The sequence below is a fragment of the Clostridium sp. AF22-10 genome, from assembly GCF_003478725.1.
In the GTDB taxonomy this organism is placed as follows: domain Bacteria; phylum Bacillota; class Clostridia; order Lachnospirales; family Lachnospiraceae; genus Otoolea; species Otoolea fessa.
Map to the genome: position 1 here is coordinate 172,627 of NZ_QUFZ01000004.1, position 22,719 is coordinate 195,345.

Consider the following 22,719-nt stretch of genomic DNA (forward strand, 5'->3'; position numbering starts at 1 on the left):
TTAAATCGTATTGATCTTTTATCATGTTTTATTTCATTGTATTGTACATTTCCAATCCATTTTCCCCCATATTTCCCTTATTGCATAAACAATCGGTCAATTTTATTCTCATTCAAATATTCTTCCGCCATTGATTCCACATAAATCTTGAACAGATTTCATAGAACAATTCTTTTCTACAAAACAAAGAAGAGCCATTTAATGTCTCTGCATCAAATGACTCTTCTCATTTTCAATTCTTTACTGCCCAATCTCCGCCGCCGGACCCACTGCCGGTTCCTGCGCCGGACCGTGTCCTGGTCCGATGTCGCTGCCCGGTCCTGCCGGCACGATCGTCGTGCTAGATTCTGCCGGATCTTCAACTGTCTCGGCAGGTGTTTCCGGCACCACCGCCGGGGCTGAATACCGTTTTCCTGCCGTACCCGTCTTGTGGATCCGCTGCATCCGCTCTTTGATGGATTCGCTCTTGATCTGCTCGATCTTGGCGCTGGCGTCTTCTTTTAACTCCTTGCTGCTGCGGCCGGAATCGCCGCTCTTTGCAGACTCCAGAAGCTTCGCCGCCTCATCCGAGAGCAAATGATCCCTTCTGAAATTCGCCGCGGTATATCCGCTGGTTGTGATTTCAAATGCATCCGGATGACCTGCCAGATAGGTTCCTTCTCCGCGTCCATTGTCCGTCTCCGGGGTATCAAAGGACGCCGCCGGAAGCCCCTCTACCATCTTTTCCATCGCATTTTTCCAGATCTTCGCCGGATACGTGCCGCCGTACAGGCTGGAAAGTGTCTTCTGCTGGTCGTAGCCAACCCAGACCGTCATCGTATAATATGGCGTCATGCCGCAGAACCAGCCGTCACGGCTGCCGTTGGTCGTACCGGTCTTTCCGGCCGCCTCTATATTGCCGCTCCACCCCATCGATGCCGCCGTACCTTTTGTGACAACTCCCTTTAAAATATCGGTCATCATCACGGCGCTGCTCTCCTGGTAAACCTGAACCGATTCATAATCTTCAAAAATATCTTCGCCCTGGTTATTGATCATCTTGATAATACAGGTCGGTTCGCGGTACTGTCCCCGGTCTGACAGCGCTGCATAAGCGCCCGCCATCTCCTCGGTCGTCATACCGGTGGTAAAGCCGCCCAGGGAGGTCGCCGGATAATAGTCCGCCGCCTGCACGCTCGCGAAGCGCATCTGGGTTAAATATGCCATGCCGACATCCGGTGTGATATCATCATAGATATACCATGCCACACCATTTTTACTTCGCTCGACCGCATTTCGAAGCTCCAGCCTCTCGCCGGAAAGGGACTTCACATCCACGCCCTTCTGCTTCGCCGCGTCAATATCGATATTCGGAATCTTTGTTTCCGATGTGTAACCATTTTCCAGTGCCGGTGTATACACGATCAACGGTTTGATAGAACTTCCCGGCTGTCTCGGGCTCTGGAACGCACGGTTTAATGTGTAGGTATCCGTCTCCTGACTACGTCCACCCACAATCGCCACGACGCGGTTCGTCTTGTTGTCAATAACGGTGGACGCGCCTTGCAGCTTGTAAACGCCGTTTTCGGATGTATTGCCATCAAAGGACAAAACTCCATCTAATGCATCCTGCAGGATCGTCTGCTTGTCCGGATCCAACGAGGTATAAAGGTTATAGCCGCCCGTGTAGAGCGCATCGCGCTCCTGGTTGTACACCTCGTTGTAATTGGCATTGTACTCTTTGTAAGCCTCGTCGCTGCGGAATCCATACTGGAATTCAAAGCCGTCACGGCGCATCAGATAGCGAATCGCACAGTCGATCGCATACGTCGTCTCATAGTTGTGCAGCGGCACTCTCTGGCGGTTGACCGTGATCTCCTCCGCCTTTGCCTCTTTGCACGCTTTCTCCGTAATAAATCCCATACTCAGCATATCTTCCAGAATCTTATCGCGGCGTGTCAGCGCATTTTCCGGATGACGGTACGGGTTGTAATACGTCGGCGAGTTCGGAATCGCACACAAATATGCCGTCTGGCTCAAGGACAGTTCATCCGCATCCTTGCCAAAATAACCTCTTGCAGCCGCCTGAAGCCCGTAGTACGTGTTCGCGAAGCTGATATCATTGATATAGAACTCCATAATCTGCTCTTTGGTGTATTTCTTCGTCAGATCTAAGGAAATCAGCATCTCCTTGATCTTCCGCTCCATCGACACCTCGCGGGTCAGAAAACGGTTTCTCGCTAACTGCTGGGTGATCGTACTCGCGCCGTGCTTTTCTGCTCCCTCAGTCAAAAAGTAATTGACTGCGACACGGAAAATACCTTTTATATCAATGCCTGGATTTTCCCAGAACGTCCGATCCTCGATCGCCACAAATGCGTTGACTGCATTCTGCGGTATCTGGTCATACTTCAAATAACTGGAATCCTCGTCTCCCGTCAGCTTCGCCAGCACATTACCGTTGGAATCATAAATATAACTTGCCTCCTGCAAACGGAATGTATCCAGCGTACTGTTTTCCACCACTCCCTCTATCTGGCTTTTATAGTCCTCATAGAGCGGAATCAGCTTATATGCTCCAAATCCGGCACCGCCAATCACCAGCAGTACCAGACACACCAGAAGCGTCTTGAACATGGTTCCAAAGATCCTTGCCATCGCATGGAACACGATCCGCCCACCGCTCCAGCTGTTATTTTTGCCCGCTTTCTTTCGCTTGCCGACATCGATTTTCCCGCTTTTCTTTGCGGTGCCCCGCCTGCCCGAAGATCGTGCGGATGAAGCTGCCGGTTTCTTTCGAACGCCGGAGGCGTCCTCTCTCGTCTGTTTCTCCCTCATCTCTTCCCTCATCTTCCTATGTATCTATGATTGCTGCCATTCTAATTTCATGCGGCACCTCAGGCTTCAATAATGCCAGTCTGCGGACAGCAACTTTTTATACTTTTCTGACAAAATCAGCTTGGACTCCATTTTATTATAAGTTTTTTTGTCCAAAAGAACAAGCCTGTTTTCGAAATCTGCCCAATCTCCTACCGCGTGTTACTGTTCACGCACACATGCCCAGTAACGGATTTTTCCGTGGCTTCAAAAATGCCTATCTGTAAACTGCATTTTCGCTATATCAATGCCGTTTCCGAAAAAGAAATGCTAGAAGTTCATGCACTAACAGCGGCGTGGCGGATAACAGGAGAAGCGCCAGCCACTCTGCCGGGCGCAGCCGCACCGTGTGAAGGAGTTTCATCAAAAAAGGAATCTCCGTCACCGCAACCTGCATCAGAATCCCCACAAGGACTGCCGCAAGCATCAGCGGATTTTTCCCAAGACTGCGTGAAAATGCCGAGCCCGTAAGCGAGCGCATGCCGACCGCATGAAAGAGCTCCGACAGCCCCAGAACGGTAAATGCATACGTCTGTGCCCGCAAAAGCTCCTGTCTGCTGAAAAATGCCCCCAGCGTGACTGCTGCAATCAGAGACCCGTAAAATACCATGCAGAACCACCCGCCTCCGGCAAACAGCGACTCGCCCGTCCGGCGCGGCGGCTGACGCATCAAGTTCTCCCGGTCGTTTCCATCCATGCCGAGTGCCAGCGCCGGAAGCGAGTCCGTAATCAGATTGATCCAAAGGATGTGCCCGGCTCCCAGCGGCGCCGGTATTCCGATAGCAACGGCGGCAAACATGGTTAAAATCTCCCCCAGATTGGAGGAAAGCAGAAACAGTATAGATTTTCGTATATTTTCATAGATGCCGCGCCCTTCCTCAATTGCCCTCTCGATCGTCGCAAAATTATCATCCGTCAAAATCATATCCGCCGCCTGCCGCGCCACATCGGTTCCGCCTTTTCCCATCGCGATCCCGATATCGCTGATTTAAGCGCCGGCGCATCATTTACGCCGTCCCCGGTCATCGCCGTCACGCACCCGGCGCGTTTTAAAGCCCGCACAATCCGGACTTTATGTTCCGGCGACACCCGTGCAAAGACTGATACAGAACCGATTCGTTCCTCCAGAGCTCCCTCATCCAGCGTTTCCAGCTGCGCCCCCGTCATGCATTCTTCCCGCCGTTTGGCAATCCCCAGCTGCCTGGCGATCGCAAGCGCCGTGTCTGCATGATCTCCAGTGATCATGACCGTCCGCACAGATGCCCTGCGAAATGCCTCAACTGCCCCGGCTGCTGCCTCCCTCGGCGGATCCATCATGCCTGCCAGACCCAGAAATACCAGGTTCTGCTCCAGCTGTCCCACCTGTTTCTCCCACTTTCCATCCGGCATTTTTCCTGTTTGAAGCTCCCTATACGCCCCCGCGAGTACTCGCAGGGCACGCGCGGACATACGCGTGATCTCCGCCTCAATCTCTGTCCGCCTCTCCCTGGTCAGCGGCACAATTTTGTCCTCTTCCATCTCATAACGACACCTTTTAAGAATCACATCCGGCGCCCCTTTTACACAAGAAATCCAGTTTTCTCCCTGCTCATGCACCGTCGTCATTCTCTTCCGATCCGAATCAAAGGGAATCTCCCCTTTCCGCGGATATCTCCGACGCAGATGCTCCGGAGAAACACCACAATTTTCACAAAATCCGTACAGCGCCCGCTCGGTGGCATCCCCCACCGTCTCCCCGGCATCGCTGCACAGCGCAAATACCTCCAGAAGCCGTTTTCCCACTTCTCTTTCCTTAGAGCGCGCCAATTCCTGTTCCGTATACTCCTGTCGATTTACATAACATGTCGTCACCGTCATCTCATTTTTCGTCAGCGTCCCCGTTTTATCTGAGCAGACCACGCTGACTGCCCCCAGTGTTTCCACGGACGGAAGACGGCGCACGATCGTGCCAGCCCGCGCCATTTTCGTCACTCCCAGCGCCAGCACAATCGTCACCGTCGTCGGAAGCCCCTCCGGCACGGCAGCTACCGCCAGGGAAATCGCAGTGAGCAGCATTTCCATCACGTCGCGCTTCTGCCAGACGGCGAGGGCAAATAATAAAACGCACAGCCCGATCGTAAGAATACTCAATAGTTTCCCCAGATCCGACAGCCTTTTTTGCAACGGTGTCTCCTCCTCCGGCGCCTCGCGGATCAGAGAAGCAATCCGCCCTACCTCCGTATTCATGCCGGTGGCGATGACAATTCCCTTTCCCCGCCCTGCCGTCACGTAAGAAGTCATAAATGTCTCATTTTTACGCTCTGCCACCGGAAGCGCACCGGCGGCTAAAAAATGGCTGTTTTTCTCAACCGCCCGCGATTCGCCGGTCAGCGCTGATTCTTCTGCCCGCATTTCAGCTGTCTCGGTAAGACGCAGGTCGGCTGGAACCTGCCGCCCGGCATCGAGCACGACCAGATCCCCCGGCACCAGCTCCCGCGCGGCAATCTCCCGCTCTTTTCCTTCCCGGATCACAACCGCCTCCAGCTGCGTCATCCGTTTTAAGGATTCGAGCGCTTTCTCCGCCTTCCCCTCCTGAATCACGCCCACCGTGGCATTTAATACGACAACCGCCAGAATTACCCCCGCATCGCCGTACTCGCCCAAAAGCAGGGAGATCCCGGCTGCCGCAAACAACACAAAAATCAGGGAGTCGCAAAGCTGTGCCCCGATGCGCACAATCAGACTCCGCGGTGGTGCTTCCCGCAGCTCATTTTCCCCATAATGGCGCTGCCGCACCTCCACTTCCGCTGCCGATAAGCCTGTCCGCAAATCGACCGAAAACTCCCTGCACACCTCTTCCACCGTCCGGTTCTCATACATGCGCATTTCCCCCTTTTTCTGTCCCTGTTCTGTACTTTTCACAGACTGCATTTATTCATATGCGGAAAATAGGGGGGATTAGAACTGAATGGTTGGAATAAAGAAATGGAAAGCATAGTCCTGTTTGATGCTCAAATGGCATCGGAACTCTTATTGTTTCGATGCCATTCTATAAATTCTATGATTTAATTTTATCGTTCTGTTTCGGTCACATACCTTACACCTGTGGTTCCGGCTCCTGCGTCTGCGCGGCCGGTTTGCGCTCCATCGGCATATAACCTTCTTTCTTCCGCTGTATCGGCTGTACAGGCACCGTTGCTGCCGTATCCCGGAACGCCGGGAGGCTGCCTGTCTCCATGTAAGCGCGGAACGGAATTTCGCCCTGCGCCGGATCTCTCACGACCTCATTTTTCTCCACTTCTGGTCGTTCTCCTCTGCGCGGTGGACGGCGCTCAAACCGCTCCCGTCTTCCAGAAGCCGGGCGGTCTTCCCGTTTCTCATTTTCCGGCACCGCGCGGTTTCCGCTACGTCTGTCCGCTGCTCTCTCGGCTCCCGAAACACGCGCTGCCCTCTCTCTCTCTGAGCAAGCTCTTTCTCTGCCCTGCGTGCGCTCAGTATTCCCCTCAGCAGCACGATCCGCTGTACGGTTCCGATAGCTTCTCTCCGATCGTTCCGGTCTGTCACTGCCAGACGGACGTTCTTGTGCGCTGCGCTCCTGTTCCGGCTTTTCGGCTTTTTCCGGTGTTTCCAGACGTGTTCCCCTATTCGGACCACTTACGCCTCTTGGCGCCTGTGTCCGCTCCGAAAGAGGTCGAACCTGCATCTTATTTTTCTTTTCCTTCTCCCGGAAGCTTTTAAGTACGATCGCCGCCGAATACTGGTACGCATAGATACAGCTTTTCATCAGTTCCTGCTCTTCCTCCGTCTTGCAGGAACTCAAGAGCATCTCTTCCTCTTCTTTTTCCAGATATGCCTCTCCGTTCGTATCGCGTTCCTTTACCGGCTTGTAGATCCGGTATTTCTTGTAATACGGTGGACATGGAAACTGCTTATTCTTAACCGGTTCCGGTACAATCCGCAGTTTGTAGGTATCGGACATGCGCGCCAGAACATTATGTATTTTCTCACAATTCTCTCTCGTATTTGTCTCCCGCGCCGGGATACAAAGTAAATAATCCATCTATTTTCCCTCACATCTATCAAACGATCCTTTTCAAAATCGTTTTCTTCTCAAATTTTCTACATTTACGCCAATCTTTATTGTATCATGTCAGAGAAAAACGGGCAAGTGAAAAAGAATGTGCCTCACGACAATTTCCTGTTACACAAAAAAAGGCTGCCACACGAATGCCAAACGAACGATTTCCGTCCGGGGCCTTCTGTTTGTGACAGCCTGTCTTCCTTTATCTAACGCAGCCATATTTACCTGCGTGTTACTGTTCATGCATACGTGTCCAGTAACACCTGCGTTCCTCAGTCTCTTACACCATCCAGTCTTTCAGCACGCCGTGATCGCGCAGCAGCTTTCCAACCACCGTCTTGTCAATCTTCCGGAGAACCGGCTTTTTGAGTGCTTCAAGCGGCATCGGCAGCTTCATTTCCAGCGGCGATCTGCCATCCATCAGCTTGACCGTGCTGTCCAGAAGCTCGCGGATATCGTAGACACTTCCCCATACCTCCGGTACGCCGCGGTCTACGCCGCACAAGCCATACACCGCTTCCATCGCGGTGCGGACGGAATACTCGGTCGTGAAAATAGTATCACGCGGGGTCTCCGCAAACTGCCCCAGAAATGCCGCATTGACACATCCATCCGGGATAACGTCCGGGCGGTCTCCGGCACGCCGCGGCATAAAGAATGCTGTAATATACGGCATCATCGTCGGCGTACAGTTCGCATGGTTCTCAGCCAGTTCCTCGATCTGATCCTCCGGGATTCCGAGATGGTACAGCCATTCTTCGGTGATCTCCTTGCCCGTGCAGGCGCGCATCGGCTTCTTCACATAATCGCCCGGTACATCCGTAAATAAACTGTATACCCAGACGCAGATCTCGTCCTTATCCTGCGCTTTGAACTGTCCCTGACGGTTGATCGTCCAGCTGAGCAGCCAGCTTGAATCACGGCAGCTCACGATACCGCCTGTTACGACGCGTCCACTTCTCGGATCCCTGCGGCAAATCTTGCGGATCTGGGAAATGATTGTCTCATCCGAAGTCGTGACCGTCGCAGACTCCCAGTTCGTCTTCTGGATATCCGAGCAGAATTTCTCCGGATGTCCAAATGCCGGATCCTGCGCAGCAATCTGACGCCACAGACTCCAGCAGCCGCTGGTACGCACTTCCGCACCTTCTACCGGTGCCTGATTCTGGTCGCCGTAGATCGTTCCCTCAGTACAGCTTCCGTTCGTAATAAAGACAAAATCATCCTCAGTCAACGCGATTTCCTTCTTCTCGCCGCCCTTCACGTACTCGATCGCCTTCGCAACCTTTTTCTCACCCTGGATGTCAAACCGCACATTCGTAACCTCGGTGCCAAACTGGATCTGGACGCCTGCCGTCTCCAGATATTTCTGCATCGGCAGAATCAGCGACTCATACTGGTTGTAACGCGTAAATTTAAGTGCCGAGAAATCCGGAAGTCCGCCAATGTGGTGGATAAAACGCTGAAAATAGCGTTTCATCTCTAATGCACTGTGCCAATTTTCAAACGCAAACATTGTTCTCCAGTACAGCCAGAAATCCGAATCAAACACCTCATTATCAAACACATCCTCAATGGATTTGTCATACAGATCCTCATCCTTCGTGAAGAACAGCTTCATGATCTCCATGCTGCCTTTCTGGCTCAAGCGGAATTTGCCGTCCGTGTGTGCATCCTCGCCTCGGTTGACCGTCGCACGGCAGAGCGAGTAGTTCGGATCATGTTTATTCAGCCAGTAATATTCATCGAGAACTGATGCCCCCGGCACCTCCAGGGACGGGATGCTGCGGAACAGATCCCACAAGCACTCAAAATGATCCTCCATCTCGCGGCCGCCGCGCATCACATATCCACGGGTCGGATCCTGAATACCGTCACATGCACCGCCTGCTACCTCCATCGCCTCCAGAATATGGATATTTTCTCCCGGCATCTGTGCGTCTCTCACAAGAAAACACGCCGCCGCCAGAGAAGCCAATCCACTTCCGACGATATAAGCCGATTTGCCCTCGATTCCCGCCGGTTTCTCCGGGCGCGCAAATGCCTCATAATTTCCCTTCGAATAATAAATTCCCTTGCTGTTTTTCTCCTGGCTGCCGCGTTCCGTATTCCGGTAATCCGAAGCCGACTTAACCACTTTTCCTGCCTTTTTCCGCTTCGACGCCGCTGCCGCCAGCCCCGCTCCAACTGCCAGTGCCGATACCGCACCCGCTTTCCATGCTTTCTTATTCATGTCCTGATCGCCCCTGCCTTTCTTCAACTTTCAAACCACTTCTTTTTTACATTACCCCGATATCTAGTTTTTAATACTATCTAACAGTAGTTTGATAGTAAAACTTTTTTGGAGAAAAGTCAAGGGCATCATCTTCTGGCACTTCCCGCTTGCCTTTGGTCATTCCATTTTCTTACTACCTTTTGTACTGACTTTTCATGAGCTTTGGCTTTATACTTCTTGGCTTTGAATTGATTGTAAAAAAGCTTTCATTTATTATTTTTTTGCCTTGCAAAAATAAAAAGCACGATTAATAAAATAACCGGGAACAATAGCCCAACTCCCATACCTGCACGAATATTGTCTCCTGCACTTTGTGTAACACGTCCAACAATCCCCGGACCTATGCTTCCACCCAGGTCCCCCGCCATAGCAAGCAAAGCAAACATAGCCGTTCCACCTGCCGGAAATCTTTCTGATGAAATACTGATTGTGCCGGGCCACATAATCCCAACAGAAAAGCCACAGATAATACATCCAATCAAACCTGATATCGGATTCAACGATACAGAAACAAGCAGGTAGCATATCACACATAAAATTCCAGATCCGATCATAAATTTCATCAGATCCATTTTATCACCATATTTTCCGAAAATTATACGACTGATCCCCATTGTAACAGCAAACATGCAGGGACCGGCCAGGTCACCAACTGTCTTTGACAGCCCCAGAGCAGCTCCGCATAAGCAGATGCCCATTGTGCCATAGCCAGTTCTGATGCACCGGAGCAAATCATCAAGCATATGGAAAGCCAGAAAAGAGGTTTTCGAAACAGTTCTTTTATTCCCATTCCTTCCCCCTCATCTACCAAATGCTCGATCGGACAGGTTGCAAAATTATAGATATTTATGGCCGGAACAAGCGCCCATAAGACAGCCAGCCATTTCCAGCTGTCCATGCCAAACACCGCAAAAAACAGTGTAGAGATCACAATCGTTCCCACTGCTCCCCAACAATAAAAAGAGTGAAGCAGACTCATCGTTGCCTCTTTGTTATCAAATGGACACGCCTCCACGATCGGGCTGCAAAGCACTTCAATCAGACCACTTCCGACTGCATATACAATCACACTCAGGATAATTCCAACAAGCGGTTCCGGCAAAAGCTCCGGCAAAAAAGCCAGACCAACCAATCCTGCTGCGGAACATACCTCAGAAGTAACAATACAGATGCGATACCCTATTTTGTCCACAAACTTTGCACAAAACAGGTCTACCAACAACTGTGTAAGGAAAAAGCAGGTAGAAATCAACGCGATTTTTCCAAGTGCAATCTGATAATCATTATGAAATTTCAAAAATAACAATGGGGCAAAATTAGCTGCAATTGCCTGTGTAATAAATCCCATATAACAGGCTATTTTTGTTTTCCGGTAATTTGGCATGGTCATCACTCCTCGTTTTTTATTGAATTATATAACATAACATCTTTATTTTCATTGATTTATTTCCGAAATTTATTGTATAATATCGTAAAGTATGTTTCAAAGAGTGGGGTTTCTATGAATATAAATACAACCTATACCAAAATCATTACAGGTGAAGATTTGATGGAGACAGCTCAGCACGGAAGCACTCTCTATCCTTTCCAGTTTTACTATGAAGATCTGTCCGTTTTTGATTTCAACTGTATCGAATGGCACTGGCATACTGAATTGGAGTTTATTTATATTGAATCCGGAACCGTTACTTTGTGGATTGGAGAAGACCAATTTCATTTAACCGAAGGAAATGGCATATTCATTAATACAAAGGTACTCCATCGCCTTTATTCTCCCTCAAAAGCCCTCATTCCCAATTTTGTATTTATGCCTTCTTTTATTGCCCCTTGCGACAGCCTGATTTATCAGAAATATATTCTGCCGATCATTTCTTCCTCATTGCCATTTCTCGTATTTCATAAAAAAGTATGCTGGCAAGCAAAGGTTTTATCTATCATGCGGCAAATTATTTCTGCACAGGATTCCGTTTTATCCAAAGAACTCCTTACCAGTTCTCTCCTTCAGAATCTCTGGCTGGAAATATTTGAAAACACAGACATTTCATATCAGGAAGAACACAAGGATCATTCAACCGCTTCTCAAGCCCGGTTACAGCTCATGCTGCAATTTATCCATCTAAATTACTCACGGAGTATCTCATTGGATGACATTGCAGAACAGGCAATGGTCAGTAAAAGTACCGCTTTGAATCTGTTTCGGAAATATTTACATATAACGCCGGTTAACTATCTCATTAACTACCGTTTAAAACAGGCCGGTCAGTTGCTTTCAAAAACCGAGAAAAAAGTCAGTCTCATTTCTTCTGAGACAGGTTTTCATAACGTTGACTATTTTTGCAGATTATTCAAAAAACGCTACCAATTAACCCCAACGGAATACCGGAAACAGAAAAGCCGCTGATTGGGACGGCGCTGCATTTCCGGCTGCCATCCGCGGGATTCTGGTCAATGCCTTGCCGAAACTCATGCATCCGACACACAGCTTGGAGATTTGAATATCCTCTGCACCAAAAATGTCGATTTCCATATTTATATTTGAGATTCTGATAAGCATTACAGCGGCTTTTAAAAAATCTGTATTGATTTTTCTGTGCGAGGTGTTATAATCGGTATATACCGAAAACAAAAGGAGGAACGCGTCCATGCCAAGACCGTCACGGTGCCGTCGGATTTGTGGCGCACCACAAGTTGATACCTTCTGCCCCAATGGGTGCGAGAATACCGAGCCGATCCTGCTGACGCTGGACGAATACGAGGTCATTCGTCTGGTTGACTTGGAGCAGCAAACCCACGAACAGTGTGCCGTGCAAATGGACATTTCACGCTCTACCGTGCAGGAGATTTACGAAGTCGCACGGCGCAAGATCGCAGCGTGTCTTGTCCACGGAAAACCGCTGCACATCACCGGAGGAAACTACCGCATCTGCGGAGGGCAGGAGGCAGCCCACTGCGGCCGTTGGTGCCGGATGCAGAGAGCCAACACAGAAAAATCCAACAAAAAATGCAAAGGAGATTCCATTATGAAAATTGCAGTTACCTATGAAAACGGTCAAATTTTTCAGCATTTCGGCCATACCGAACAGTTCAAGCTTTATGAAGCTACAGACGGCAAAATCACTCATGCGGAAGTTGTTGATACCAACGGCAGCGGTCACGGCGCACTGGCAGGCTTCCTGATGCAGAACGGCGTGGACACTTTGATTTGCGGGGGCATCGGCGGCGGTGCCCAGGCAGCTCTGGCCGAAGCGGGCATCAAGCTCTACGGCGGTGTCAGCGGGGACGCTGATGCAGCGGTGAGCGCATTGCTCAGCGGAAATCTGGGCTATGACCCCAATGTTCATTGTGATCACCATGACCATGAGCACGGCGAGAAAGGTCACACCTGCGGTAACCACGGCTGCGGCAAGCATAGCTGCCATTGATATGGAACGAACACTGACACAGCTTCCGTTCTGGTCATCCTTGACCGAACACGAAATGGAAACGCTTTTCTGATGTGATGTGGGCGATGCAGCAGATCATGTTCAAGGGATTGGATCGGCGGCTGGCAGAGTTTCTCCTTGCCGAAGCGGAACGTACTGACTCCGACACGATACGCATGACCCATGAGCAGATCGCCCAGCACATCAGCTCGGCGCGGGAGGCGGTGGCGCGGATGCTCAAAAGCTTCTCGGAGGACGGGCTCGTAGAACTAAGACGAGGCGCGATCACGTTGCGGGATAAGAACAGACTAAATCGTTTGAAATAGATGTGACTTTGTCACAGAGTGAAATCATAATTCTAATATAATGAAAGCAGAAAACCGAAAGGAGAATCGATCATGAAAGAAACGAAATACGCAGGTACTCAAACCGAAAAAAATCTGATGGCTGCCTTTGCCGGTGAGTCCGAGGCACGCAACAAGTACACCTATTTTGCATCCAAGGCCAAGAAGGAAGGCTATGAGCAGATCGCGGCGTTGTTCCTTAAAACCGCTGACAACGAAAAGGAACATGCTAAGCTGTGGTTCAAAGAACTGAACGGCATTGGCGATACCTCTGAAAATCTTCTCTCTGCCGCTGAGGGCGAGAACTACGAGTGGACGGATATGTACGACGGCTTTGCCAAAACCGCCGATGAAGAAGGCTTTCATGAACTGGCGCAGCGCTTCCGTCTGGTTGCCGCTATTGAAAAGCACCATGAGGAGCGCTACCGTGCCCTGCTGCACAATGTGGAGATGGCGGAGGTCTTTGCAAAGAGTGAGGTCAAGGTATGGGAGTGCCGCAACTGCGGCCACATTGTGATCGGTGAGAAAGCGCCGGAAGTCTGCCCTGCCTGCAATCATCCCCAGAGCTATTTTGAGATCCACGCGGAAAATTATTAAAGAAAGAAAAGGAGAATCATCATGGAGCAGAAGTTTTACATTTGCAAGCATTGCGGTAACATCATTGCCAAGGTCAAGGACACGGGCGTTCCCGTCATCTGCTGCGGCGAGCCGATGAGCGAGATCGTTCCCGGCACCACCGACGCCGCCGTGGAGAAGCATGTTCCCGTCTGGACGGTAGAAAACGGCATCGTCCATGTCAAGGTCGGCTCCTTGGAGCATCCTATGCTGCCGGAGCACTACATCGAATGGGTATCTCTCCAGACCAAGCAAGGCAATCAGCGCAAGGAACTGCATCCCGGCGAAAAGCCGGAGGTCTGCTTCGCTCTCTGCGAGGGCGATGAAGTCGAAGCGGTCTACGCTTATTGCAACCTCCATAGTCTGTGGAAAGCGTGATTCATCTTTCAAAAATCTGTTGCTATTTCTCAACCCCTATCGCGGCAAGTGTGTATTCATCCTACTTGTCACGCTGGCGAATGCGGCAGGCGCTTTGCTGATCCCTACCATCACCGCCGACAAGATCAACATTGCCGTGGAGGGCAGACACATGGATTGCGATCCTCGGCGGTGGGATGCTTATAAAAGGCAGCCTGACCCCCGGCACGTTCCAGGCCTTTTTCCAGTACATGAACATGTCCAGCGAACCGATCACAGAGCTTTCCTATATGACAAACTCTCTGCAATCGGCGCTGGCCTCCATGGAGCGGGTATATGAGCTGCTGGATGAGCCGGAGATGGAAGCAGAGCCGGAAGCACCGAAGCGAATCGGTCATGCGCTGGGAGCGGTGGAGTTTTCCCACGTTCGCTTTGGCCAATTATTGGTGAATCGACATTTTGTTTCCTTTATCCACTCATTTTTATGATGTTCCAAGCACTTGATTCAAGGCAGAAAGTCATGTCGCATTACTTAATACTACAGCCCCTTCTTTATTTCTTCAATTGTCATCTCATATACTTCTGTTACTTTTTCCATTGCTTCCGGTATCCCCGGCTGCTCTCCGGTTCTATCTCTCAAAAGTTCTGTCAACTCATGACTAACCTCATACAGACGGTCAAAAGAAAGATTCTGACACACCCCTTTCAGTGTGTGTGCACCGCGAAAAGCATCTTCATAATTTTTATTTTCCAATGCCTGTTTTAACTGTATATAACTCTGATCTTCAAGGAACTTTAATGCAAATCTCCGAATCAGTGCTTCGCTGTGAAGGCGTCCCAAGACAGCTTCATAGTTTCCTCCAATAGCTTCGTAACACTCTTGCATTGTCATATTTTAGTCCTCCTGTCAATTGTATTCCACTAATTCATGAACCTCTGCGAATCAATTATATACATACCTTAAAATCGTTTTTATAACTTCATCAATCACAATCGGCTTTGACAAATGTGCGTTCATTCCTGCATCCAGTGATGCCTGAACATCTTCTGCAAATGAATTAGCTGTCATTGCTATAATAGGAATGTTTTTTCCATCCGGTCTGTCATTCATTGCCCTGATTGCTTTTGCTGCTTCATAACCATTCATTTCAGGCATCATGATATCCATCAGGATTACATCAAATGTGCCTTCCGGATGATTTCTGAAAATCTCAACAGCATTCTTTCCATCCACAACTCTTTCTACATTCATCCCGAACTCTTCCAACTGCACGGCAGCAATCTCTGCATTCAGTTCATTATCCTCTGCAAGAAGGACATTCACACCTGTAAGATTCACCTTTTCAGAAATACCTGTGTCTGACTTACTACATTCCTTATCTGTAATTTCCAAAGGAATATCCACAGTAAATGTGGTTCCCTCATGCTTTTTACTCTGCACGGAAATGGTTCCACCCATCATATCTACATACTTCTTTACGATAGCCATCCCCAGTCCAACTCCATGGTACTGCGTTCTCACATCGGAATCTTCCTGTGCAAATTCCTCAAAAACTTCTTTTGTAAATTCCTCACTCATGCCAATACCAGTATCCGAAATACGGTAACGCATATTTATATATCCATCCCCGCCCTTTTCCAGACACCGGGCTTCAAATGTAATCGTCCCTCCATCCGGAGTGTATTTTACGGCATTGCTCAGAATATTGACCAGCACATCACGCAGGCGTGCAGGATCCGCAAGTACATTTGGAATCTTTGCTCCTTCACGCTGAATCTTAAAGTTGATATCCCTGTTCGTAAGAAAGCCTTTTGTAATATCCAATGCAGAATCTGTAATGTTTTTCACATCCGCCGGTACCGGATTGTATTTCACTTTTCCACTTTCGATGCGGGTCAGATCTAATACATCATTGAGCAGCGACAGTAAATGCTCTGAGCTTTCGTCAATCTTTTCCAGACAATTTTTCACCTCGTCTGACGGATTGTTTTTCATTGCAATACCGGTAAATCCTATGATTGCATTCATCGGTGTCCTCATATCATGGGACATATGTGACAGAAATGCTGTTTTTGCCTTGGTTGCAGCCTGTGCATGCTCTGCCAATTCCGCCATTTCCTCAGCTTTCTCCTGAGCCGTCTTCTGAGCTTTTTTTCTTGCACTGAGACGCACCATTATCACAGCCATAGTAGTCAGCAGCCCTCCAAAAATAAGAAGAGCCAAAACAGTAACAACAGGATGCAGACGGATCCAGTCAACAAATGTCAGCTCTGTTGCTTTGTATGTGGTATACTGTGCTGCAAGATCTTCAACAAGATTTTGGGGCATGGCATACATTGCTTTCGTCAGAATACCAGCCAGCGCATGGTTCTCAGTTGATGAAATTACCATGCGGTAGGTGAATGTAGGCTGTTCCAGCAGAGTATATGTCATGGTGCCTGTAGTGTCACTGTTCACAAACGCCTGTGCCATGTAATAGTAGACGAGGCAGCATCTGCTTTACCCTTACGGACAGCTTCCATCATTTCCTGTCGGGTACTGCACATCAGTTTTTCTGCACCGGGTGCCATTGCATCTTCAATTGAATTTGATACTGTCTGGTCAACAGTAGTAACAACATTAATTTTCCCATCAAAGTCACGCCGTGTCACCCTTGCCAGCTGCATCGTAATGAAAGGTGCAGTAATCCCCCATTTTTTCGTCTCAGCATAGTTATCTGTTTCCAGGCGTGCATCGATGCTCATATCTGTGGTTTCCTTATTTTTCTGATAAGCAATATACTCATCTCTGGTGACAGGTGTAAGAAACTCATAGGAAATCCCGGCATAGTCTGCAATTTTCCGGAAGTAATCCGGGATAATACCCTTCATCTCACCATTTTCATTATAAGAATATGGATAACGGGTCGGATCACACAGAACATGAAGCGGGTTGTCCTTGGAATACTGTGAAATAATACTTTTTTCTTTCTCCGTATATTCCAGATTCTTAGTTTCGATGCTTTCATAATTTTTATTGTAAAGCGTCGTTTTCCAGTCACCCTCAACCGCATTCATCTGATCGATCGCATAATTGATCTCATTCAGCAATTCTGTATTGCCCTTTTTAACAATGACATAGAAATCGCTGCTGCCAAATTTCTCCACGATTCGCTCATTGTTTGTTTTTCTCAGAGAACTGGTAACAATCGCATCAACTTTTTCGCTCTGAAGGGCTTCATCCATTTCTGTGGTCGTATCAAAATAAGATGGAACATATGTAAATCCTTTGTTGTCTGCAAAATCCGCAAACTCTTCATTCCGGGTGTTTCCGTTCAAAAGCGCCACACGCATACCGTTGTAAGTGCTGTAATTGCCGTCCACAATCGTGCTGTTGTCACTGCGGACGGTCAGCATCCCATAATTGGTTCCGATTGGACGTGAAAAATCAAACTTTTCTTCTCTGTCCGGTGTTTTGCGGGCAGATGTTACCATATCAATCTCGCCATCTTCAAGCATCTGCTGCATATCATCCCAGCTCTTATCATATCCGACATATTCGTAATCCACATCCCAATAACGGGCCATCAGCCGAAGAAAATCATAGCCATACCCACTGCGGTTGCCTTCTTCATCCATCACATGATAACCATCCATGGCAAAGAAACCGACTTTGACAGTTTCATGCTGTGAACTGCCCTCGGCTGCATATGCAGTCTGGGGAGAAAACAGCATACACACGCATACAAAAAACAGTAACACTGCCACATATTTCTTTGCTCTCGAAATCATATTAAATCTCCTTGTCAACCTTCTGGTTTAATAAAATTGCACTGTCGCATCAAATCCATTTGTCACTGTTCAGTGACCTGCGGTTCGGTACCCCCCCCCCACCAGATTTTATGCTTCTGATCGTCTTTTCCAGCACCTTCATCTCAACCGGTTTTGAAATATGTGCATTCATACCGGCTGCCAGAGAATGCTGAACGTCCTCCGAGAACGCATTGGCAGACATTGCAATAATTGGAATCTTCTTTGCCGCTTCATGGGAGCTTCTGCGGATTGCCTTCGTTGCATCATAACCATTCATAACAGGCATCTGCACATCCATCAGAATCATGTCATAATCACCTGGAGCAGACTGTTCAAATGCTTCCAAAATCTCTTCGCCATTTTCACAAATGGTACATTCCGCACCTTCAATTTTTAACAGTTCTATCAGGATCTCCGCGTTCAACTCATTATCCTCTGCACACAGGAATTTCATTCCCTGCAGAATATTTCCATCCTGCTCATCTGTTTCTTCTTGTGCCGCCAGAGCAACCGTTCTATCCTCTGCAATTTTCAGATCCAAGAGAACCTCAAAACAGCTTCCCTGTCCTGGTTCACTCTCCACATCAATGGTACCTCCCATTGCCTCAACCAGATTCTTAGTAATCGCCATTCCAAGTCCGGTTCCCTGTATTTTATTTGTAAGGGAACTTTCCGCACGGGTAAACGCATCAAAAATTGTATCCTTGAAATCTGCCGACATTCCCATACCATTATCGCTAACTAAGAAACGGTACTTTGCATAGACAGATGACTTTGTCTCACATTCTTCTACAAAGAACTGAATTTCCCCACCTTCCTGGGTATACTTCACTGCATTGGAAAGCAGGTTGCTGAAAATCTGCATCAGGTGAACCTGATCCGCATTCACCCACTCATGCTGAATATTTTCTTTTATGATTGTAAGGGTCTGCTGCTTTTCATATATTTGAGTATGAAATATAGTGTCAAGTTCCTGTACAAGATCCAGAATAGAAAAGTCAGAATACTTGAAGACTGTTTTTCCTGCCTCAATCTTGCTCATATCCAGAACATCATTGATAATTCCTAACAGGTGCTGTGATGAAATGTCTATTTTTTCTGCATACTCTATAACTTTTGCTTTATTACCTGCATCATGTCTGATCAAAGATGTGATACCAATGATTGCATTCATAGGTGTACGAATATCATGTGACATATTAGACAGGAAATCCGTTTTCGCCTTATTTGCATTTTCAGCTGTCTGCAAAGCCTCTGTTGCAACGTTCTTTGCCTTTTTCAGTTTTTGATTGACTACTTCCATTTCCTTCATTGTTTGTAAATGAAGTTCATTATTTCTTTTTTCATATTCTGCTTTTTGATCTGCAAGACTAAGTCTGGAAATACTGTAGAATAATCCGGCAAAAAGTAAAAATATATAACCTGCCATGAGTATTGTTGTAAACAACACCGTTTTCTGGTAATCCCTCAGCACATTGTCAACAACTCCCCTTTCCACAATACATACCAAAATGGTGTTGTTGCTTTCTATCGGGCAATACCCCAGATAATAGGGGTTCTGTTTTCCCAAAAGTGCAACTCCGGATTCTCTGTTATTAAACTTCTTTTTGAACAAATCAGCCTCTTCTTCTGTAATAGCCTGTTCTCCTTTTAAATGTTTTAACAGGGAATAATTACGCAGGTATTTATCACCACTCTGGTTCGTATACGTAATATTTCCGTCATTATCCAGAATGAACAAATATGCTTTCCCGTCATAACCTTTCAGTTTTAACATGGAATCCAGTTTCGAATGATCATACACGCTTCCAATTGCCGTATAAGTTTCCCCATTGATAGTATATTCCTGACATGGAATCGCAACCAGATAACCGTCTTTTTTCTTCTGATCATAATCAACACGCACCAGTTTTCCAATATTGTATCCATTCTTTAAGTCCAGCAGAAATTTACTTGGCATATCAATCCGCATTTTTGTTCCACCTGCTGATATTGCCTGACCATTTTCCCGAAGGAATATAAGTGTACTTTCCGATTCTTTTTCCCATGCTTCAAAGAAACTTTTGTTCATATCCGTTTCAAGAGACAGCTCCCTCTCATGAAGTAAAAATTCCTTAACCAACTGCAGCTGGCTGTAGTACCCACTCACTTGAAGATCATAGGTCTGCTGCATCTGCTCAACAACAGCTCCCATACTGCTTTTTCCATTTTCACTGATATACTTGCTAGACTTACTTATAAGATACTTTATACAAACTACGCTTAAAAGAATAATAAGTAGTATAAGCAACAGCCTTGTTATTTTTTTTCTTTTATTTACCGTTTGTTCTATCTCCACTTTTACTGTTCAACCTCTATATAATCTTCCGGTGCTGACGGCTGCTGTCCTTTTGACATTGCTTCGATCCATGCACTTGATAATGTTGTATCTTTAAGCTGCTCAATCTCACATTTCGGATTTATTTTTTTCAAAACAGACATTGTGGTGTCTGTAAGAAGAATCGAGTATTCCTTTTCTTTGTCTATTTTCTTATCATTAACTGTCAAGTCCTTTAATGAAAATCCACTTTCCGCTTGATTGACGATAATTTTCATACCGGATGCAATTGGTAATTCGTATTTATTGGTTACATAAAAATTCTCATCCGCATCGGCGAAATAATTTTCCACGAGTTCACAAACCTGTTTACCACTAATTTTTGTAAAATATAATGCTGTATCTGAACTCTTTGCTGTCATCATGCCAACCCGGCTATTGGTGCATTCTCCTTTATACATAGAAGAAGTGAAATAATAATATGGTGCCAGAGCCAGCTGTGCATCATTTTCTTCTCTGATCGTAGTTAAAATGGAAGATGCTGAATCACGGCCATTTCTATCGTTCAGTGAAATGGAATATTCATTTTCAAAATTCACCGTTGCTTTTTCTTCCGGAACTTTACGATTCATTACACTGCGCAAAGTATCATAAGCCTGTGTTTCATCCATTTCCCCTGACAGTAATCCGTGAACAGCCTCAAGACTTGCATCAAATGATTTTTGAGCGGAATATCGGATATAAACAGCATTATTTTTAATTTCCTCTTCCAGTCCAGGTACATCCTGCATCATGGTTGGAACATCTGTATTCAATGAAATAACACCGCTTCCATCCGCAATCAGCTTTTGCCCCTCTTCTGAAATCATACAATCCAGCACATCCAGTGCAGTATCCAGTTTCTCCCGGTCTTTTTCCAGGTTTTTGTTAAATGCAATGTTTAATGACGGAGTCATATACACATAGGATTCATCCGATGTCTGTGAAAAGTAAGGAATACGGATCAGCTCCGCATCCATCTGTTTCTGCAGCTGCTGCATAACCGTCGGATGTCCATGAAACATTGCTGATTTTCCCTCGACAAACATCTGGGTTCCTGTATTGATGTCAATATTGATATCTTCTTTGCCAAAATGCGAGTCCTTAAGAAACTGACTGGTTTCTGAAAAAATACGTTTCCATAATGTATCATCAAACTTTACTTCATCCGCTGCAGTCTCTGCACCGTTTCGCCATTCAATACCATCCAGGCTTGTAAACTCACCGATTGCCGCTGCCTGGATGATTTCATTATTAGACCAGTCTTCACCAAGATCCATGGAATACGGTTTTATGCCATTATCATAAAACTGCTGACAGGCCTGTACATATTCCTCATAATTTTCTGGAATCTTTATGCCATACTGATCAAACAGTGTTTTGTTGGCAATGATCGTCTGCGGAATACCACAGATTGGCAGCCACTGGATTTCATCCTCCTCATTCTTATAATATTGCACCGCATAGGAATAATACTTAGAAACAACATCATAAGAAGCAAAATCCATAAGATAAGGCTGTAAGTCCTGTGCATCTGTTCCAGAAAATCGACGTACTGTTATGATATCCGGTAATTCATCATGTTCTTTAAAATAACTGTATAAATCGGTATCATTGTTACCAATAATAAATTCGATATCCTGATCAGGAAACTGTTCATGGATATAGGGTGCAATATTTTTCATCAAACGATTTTCCCACAGATAAACGGTAAGATGATCATCATTTTTAGATACTTCTTTCTTTGACTGTCCACATCCAGACAAGACAGCAGCTGCTGCAAGTACACCTGACACCACCGCTATCAGACAACGTTTTGCCTTTTTCATACTTTCATTTTCCTCATTCTTTCCTATATAAAGTCATTATTGTTACGTCTATGAAATAACACCACAAAAAAGCACTGTCAGACAGACAGTGCACCTCATTTTATGCAACTGGCTGCCATTTTACAGGCCCTGTAGTTTTGCGTCCCAGACTTTCATCTGGTTTGCCGATTTCCTTATTATAGCTTTTAAACTTATGCAAAAAACTGGTTTTATTATACTATAGCGCTCTACTGTACACAAGAAAAACATTACCGTTTTAACGCCTGAAAACAAAAAAAGAACAGTCGATATATATACTCGAACTGTTCTTCTACTTCCGAAGTCCACGAAGCATTGACATTACTGTTTCCTGCTCATTTGCATTCAGATCGTTCCATATCCCTAGAACTTCTTTCTGTTTTTCTGTCAGATTCTCTGAATTACCTTCCTGAAAAAACTGCGATAATGTCACGCCCAAAGCTGCACATATTTTTTCAAGTGTGATCAGCGACGGCAGGTTTTCCTGCGCCATGATCCTTCCCAGTGACGACTGGGAAATTCCCGACAGCTGCGATAATCTGTATTTACTGATATCACGCTTTTCACATAAAGATGTTATTTTATCCGCAATATACTTCTCTACCTGCAAGTAACTATACCTCATTTCCGCTATTACATGTTCTTATTGTACCTGTAATAATGAAAAAATATTAGTAATCAACTTTGCAAGTATTTATCCCCATCATGGGAAGTATACGGATAAAAAAATATAAAGATACTTTCGTTTCCGCAAAAGTCATTTTCGCTTATATCATTTTTATAATAACACAGACA

Annotated in this window: 17 protein-coding genes, 1 pseudogene and 1 riboswitch; of the genes and pseudogenes, 6 read left to right on the forward strand and 12 right to left on the reverse strand. The window is 46.7% G+C overall.

Annotated features, from left to right (window positions below; translation table 11 throughout):
- Positions 1-240 precede the first annotated feature (240 nt).
- The 6 genes and pseudogenes from DWX91_RS04500 to DWX91_RS04520 form a co-directional block, all read right to left on the reverse strand.
- Complete coding sequence (locus tag DWX91_RS04500) at positions 241-2,817, reverse strand: transglycosylase domain-containing protein (RefSeq protein WP_233430244.1); 2,577 nt, start codon at positions 2,815-2,817, stop codon at positions 241-243.
- A gap of 283 nt (positions 2,818-3,100) precedes the next feature.
- The gene (locus DWX91_RS17130; RefSeq protein ID WP_243033984.1) at positions 3,101-3,823 is read right to left on the reverse strand and encodes a cation transporting ATPase C-terminal domain-containing protein; all 723 of its coding nucleotides are present in this window, start codon (positions 3,821-3,823) and stop codon (positions 3,101-3,103) included.
- Entirely contained in the window at positions 3,778-5,715 is a 1,938-nt protein-coding gene (locus tag DWX91_RS04505) for a cation-translocating P-type ATPase (RefSeq protein ID WP_243033983.1), read from the reverse strand. The genes DWX91_RS17130 and DWX91_RS04505 overlap by 46 nt, the downstream gene beginning before the upstream one ends.
- A 217-nt stretch (positions 5,716-5,932) precedes the next feature.
- A complete protein-coding gene (locus tag DWX91_RS17135; protein ID WP_233430245.1) occupies positions 5,933-6,895 on the reverse strand; it encodes a hypothetical protein in 963 nt (320 codons plus the stop codon).
- Positions 6,896-7,196: 301 nt separating this feature from the next.
- A complete protein-coding gene (locus DWX91_RS04515; protein WP_107001294.1) occupies positions 7,197-9,149 on the reverse strand; it encodes an oleate hydratase in 1,953 nt (650 codons plus the stop codon).
- 248 nt (positions 9,150-9,397) lie between these two features.
- A pseudogene (locus tag DWX91_RS04520) lies at positions 9,398-10,575 on the reverse strand (MFS transporter).
- A gap of 117 nt (positions 10,576-10,692) precedes the next feature.
- Here DWX91_RS04520 and DWX91_RS04525 point away from each other — a divergent pair.
- The 6 genes from DWX91_RS04525 (at position 10,693) to DWX91_RS04555 (ending at position 14,417) form a co-directional block, all read left to right on the forward strand.
- A complete protein-coding gene (locus DWX91_RS04525; RefSeq protein ID WP_107001117.1) occupies positions 10,693-11,592 on the forward strand; it encodes a helix-turn-helix domain-containing protein in 900 nt (299 codons plus the stop codon).
- Positions 11,593-11,833: 241 nt separating this feature from the next.
- On the forward strand, positions 11,834-12,613 hold the full coding sequence (locus tag DWX91_RS04535; RefSeq protein WP_107001119.1) for a DUF134 domain-containing protein: 780 nt from the start codon (positions 11,834-11,836) through the stop codon (positions 12,611-12,613).
- Between the two features lie 86 nt (positions 12,614-12,699).
- Positions 12,700-12,939, forward strand: coding sequence for a Crp/Fnr family transcriptional regulator (locus tag DWX91_RS04540; RefSeq protein ID WP_242995740.1), 240 nt, complete (start codon positions 12,700-12,702; stop codon positions 12,937-12,939).
- Between the two features lie 72 nt (positions 12,940-13,011).
- Positions 13,012-13,554 (forward strand): rubrerythrin, encoded by a 543-nt coding sequence (rbr, locus tag DWX91_RS04545; protein WP_107001120.1) that lies wholly within the window; start codon positions 13,012-13,014, stop codon positions 13,552-13,554.
- A gap of 21 nt (positions 13,555-13,575) precedes the next feature.
- Positions 13,576-13,950, forward strand: a complete 375-nt coding sequence (locus DWX91_RS04550; protein ID WP_107001121.1) for a desulfoferrodoxin family protein — start codon at positions 13,576-13,578, stop codon at positions 13,948-13,950.
- A 176-nt stretch (positions 13,951-14,126) separates the two neighbouring features.
- Positions 14,127-14,417, forward strand: coding sequence for an ABC transporter ATP-binding protein (locus tag DWX91_RS04555; protein ID WP_107001122.1), 291 nt, complete (start codon positions 14,127-14,129; stop codon positions 14,415-14,417).
- Between the two features lie 50 nt (positions 14,418-14,467).
- On the opposite strand, the gene DWX91_RS04560 is transcribed toward DWX91_RS04555, so the two are convergent.
- The 6 genes from DWX91_RS04560 to DWX91_RS04580 all read right to left on the reverse strand — a co-directional run bounded on the left by DWX91_RS04560 (position 14,468) and on the right by DWX91_RS04580 (position 22,549).
- Complete coding sequence (locus DWX91_RS04560) at positions 14,468-14,821, reverse strand: Hpt domain-containing protein (RefSeq protein ID WP_107001123.1); 354 nt, start codon at positions 14,819-14,821, stop codon at positions 14,468-14,470.
- Positions 14,822-14,872: 51 nt separating this feature from the next.
- Positions 14,873-16,363: an ATP-binding protein gene (locus tag DWX91_RS17140; protein WP_243098965.1), complete on the reverse strand. Its 1,491-nt coding sequence runs from the start codon at positions 16,361-16,363 to the stop codon at positions 14,873-14,875.
- A gap of 20 nt (positions 16,364-16,383) precedes the next feature.
- Positions 16,384-17,700, reverse strand: a complete 1,317-nt coding sequence (locus tag DWX91_RS17145) for a transporter substrate-binding domain-containing protein (RefSeq protein WP_243098966.1) — start codon at positions 17,698-17,700, stop codon at positions 16,384-16,386.
- 49 nt (positions 17,701-17,749) lie between these two features.
- Complete coding sequence (locus DWX91_RS04570; RefSeq protein ID WP_243033982.1) at positions 17,750-19,915, reverse strand: ATP-binding protein; 2,166 nt, start codon at positions 19,913-19,915, stop codon at positions 17,750-17,752.
- 146 nt (positions 19,916-20,061) lie between these two features.
- Entirely contained in the window at positions 20,062-21,906 is a 1,845-nt protein-coding gene (locus DWX91_RS04575) for an ABC transporter substrate-binding protein (protein ID WP_118471916.1), read from the reverse strand.
- Between the two features lie 100 nt (positions 21,907-22,006).
- Positions 22,007-22,082, reverse strand: a riboswitch (cyclic di-GMP riboswitch).
- 134 nt (positions 22,083-22,216) lie between these two features.
- Positions 22,217-22,549, reverse strand: a complete 333-nt coding sequence (locus DWX91_RS04580; RefSeq protein ID WP_181986209.1) for a helix-turn-helix domain-containing protein — start codon at positions 22,547-22,549, stop codon at positions 22,217-22,219.
- Positions 22,550-22,719: the final 170 nt, after the last annotated feature.

Coding starts and splice junctions, on each gene's coding strand:
- DWX91_RS04500 (WP_233430244.1), bottom strand. CDS start 2,817: ATGAGGGAGAAACAGACGAGAGAGGACGCCTCCGGCGTTCGAAAGAAA.
- DWX91_RS04580 (WP_181986209.1), bottom strand. CDS start 22,549: ATGAGGTATAGTTACTTGCAGGTAGAGAAGTATATTGCGGATAAAATA.
- DWX91_RS04550 (WP_107001121.1), top strand. CDS start 13,576: ATGGAGCAGAAGTTTTACATTTGCAAGCATTGCGGTAACATCATTGCC.
- DWX91_RS04570 (WP_243033982.1), bottom strand. CDS start 19,915: ATGGGAGCTGTTGTTGAGCAGATGCAGCAGACCTATGATCTTCAAGTG.
- DWX91_RS04560 (WP_107001123.1), bottom strand. CDS start 14,821: ATGACAATGCAAGAGTGTTACGAAGCTATTGGAGGAAACTATGAAGCT.
- DWX91_RS04525 (WP_107001117.1), top strand. CDS start 10,693: ATGAATATAAATACAACCTATACCAAAATCATTACAGGTGAAGATTTG.
- DWX91_RS04535 (WP_107001119.1), top strand. CDS start 11,834: ATGCCAAGACCGTCACGGTGCCGTCGGATTTGTGGCGCACCACAAGTT.
- DWX91_RS04505 (WP_243033983.1), bottom strand. CDS start 5,715: ATGTATGAGAACCGGACGGTGGAAGAGGTGTGCAGGGAGTTTTCGGTC.
- DWX91_RS04515 (WP_107001294.1), bottom strand. CDS start 9,149: ATGAATAAGAAAGCATGGAAAGCGGGTGCGGTATCGGCACTGGCAGTT.
- DWX91_RS17135 (WP_233430245.1), bottom strand. CDS start 6,895: ATGGATTATTTACTTTGTATCCCGGCGCGGGAGACAAATACGAGAGAG.
- DWX91_RS17140 (WP_243098965.1), bottom strand. CDS start 16,363: ATGACATATACTCTGCTGGAACAGCCTACATTCACCTACCGCATGGTA.
- rbr (WP_107001120.1), top strand. CDS start 13,012: ATGAAAGAAACGAAATACGCAGGTACTCAAACCGAAAAAAATCTGATG.
- DWX91_RS04555 (WP_107001122.1), top strand. CDS start 14,127: ATGCTTATAAAAGGCAGCCTGACCCCCGGCACGTTCCAGGCCTTTTTC.
- DWX91_RS17130 (WP_243033984.1), bottom strand. CDS start 3,823: ATGGGAAAAGGCGGAACCGATGTGGCGCGGCAGGCGGCGGATATGATT.
- DWX91_RS04575 (WP_118471916.1), bottom strand. CDS start 21,906: ATGAAAAAGGCAAAACGTTGTCTGATAGCGGTGGTGTCAGGTGTACTT.
- DWX91_RS17145 (WP_243098966.1), bottom strand. CDS start 17,700: ATGATTTCGAGAGCAAAGAAATATGTGGCAGTGTTACTGTTTTTTGTA.
- DWX91_RS04540 (WP_242995740.1), top strand. CDS start 12,700: ATGCAGCAGATCATGTTCAAGGGATTGGATCGGCGGCTGGCAGAGTTT.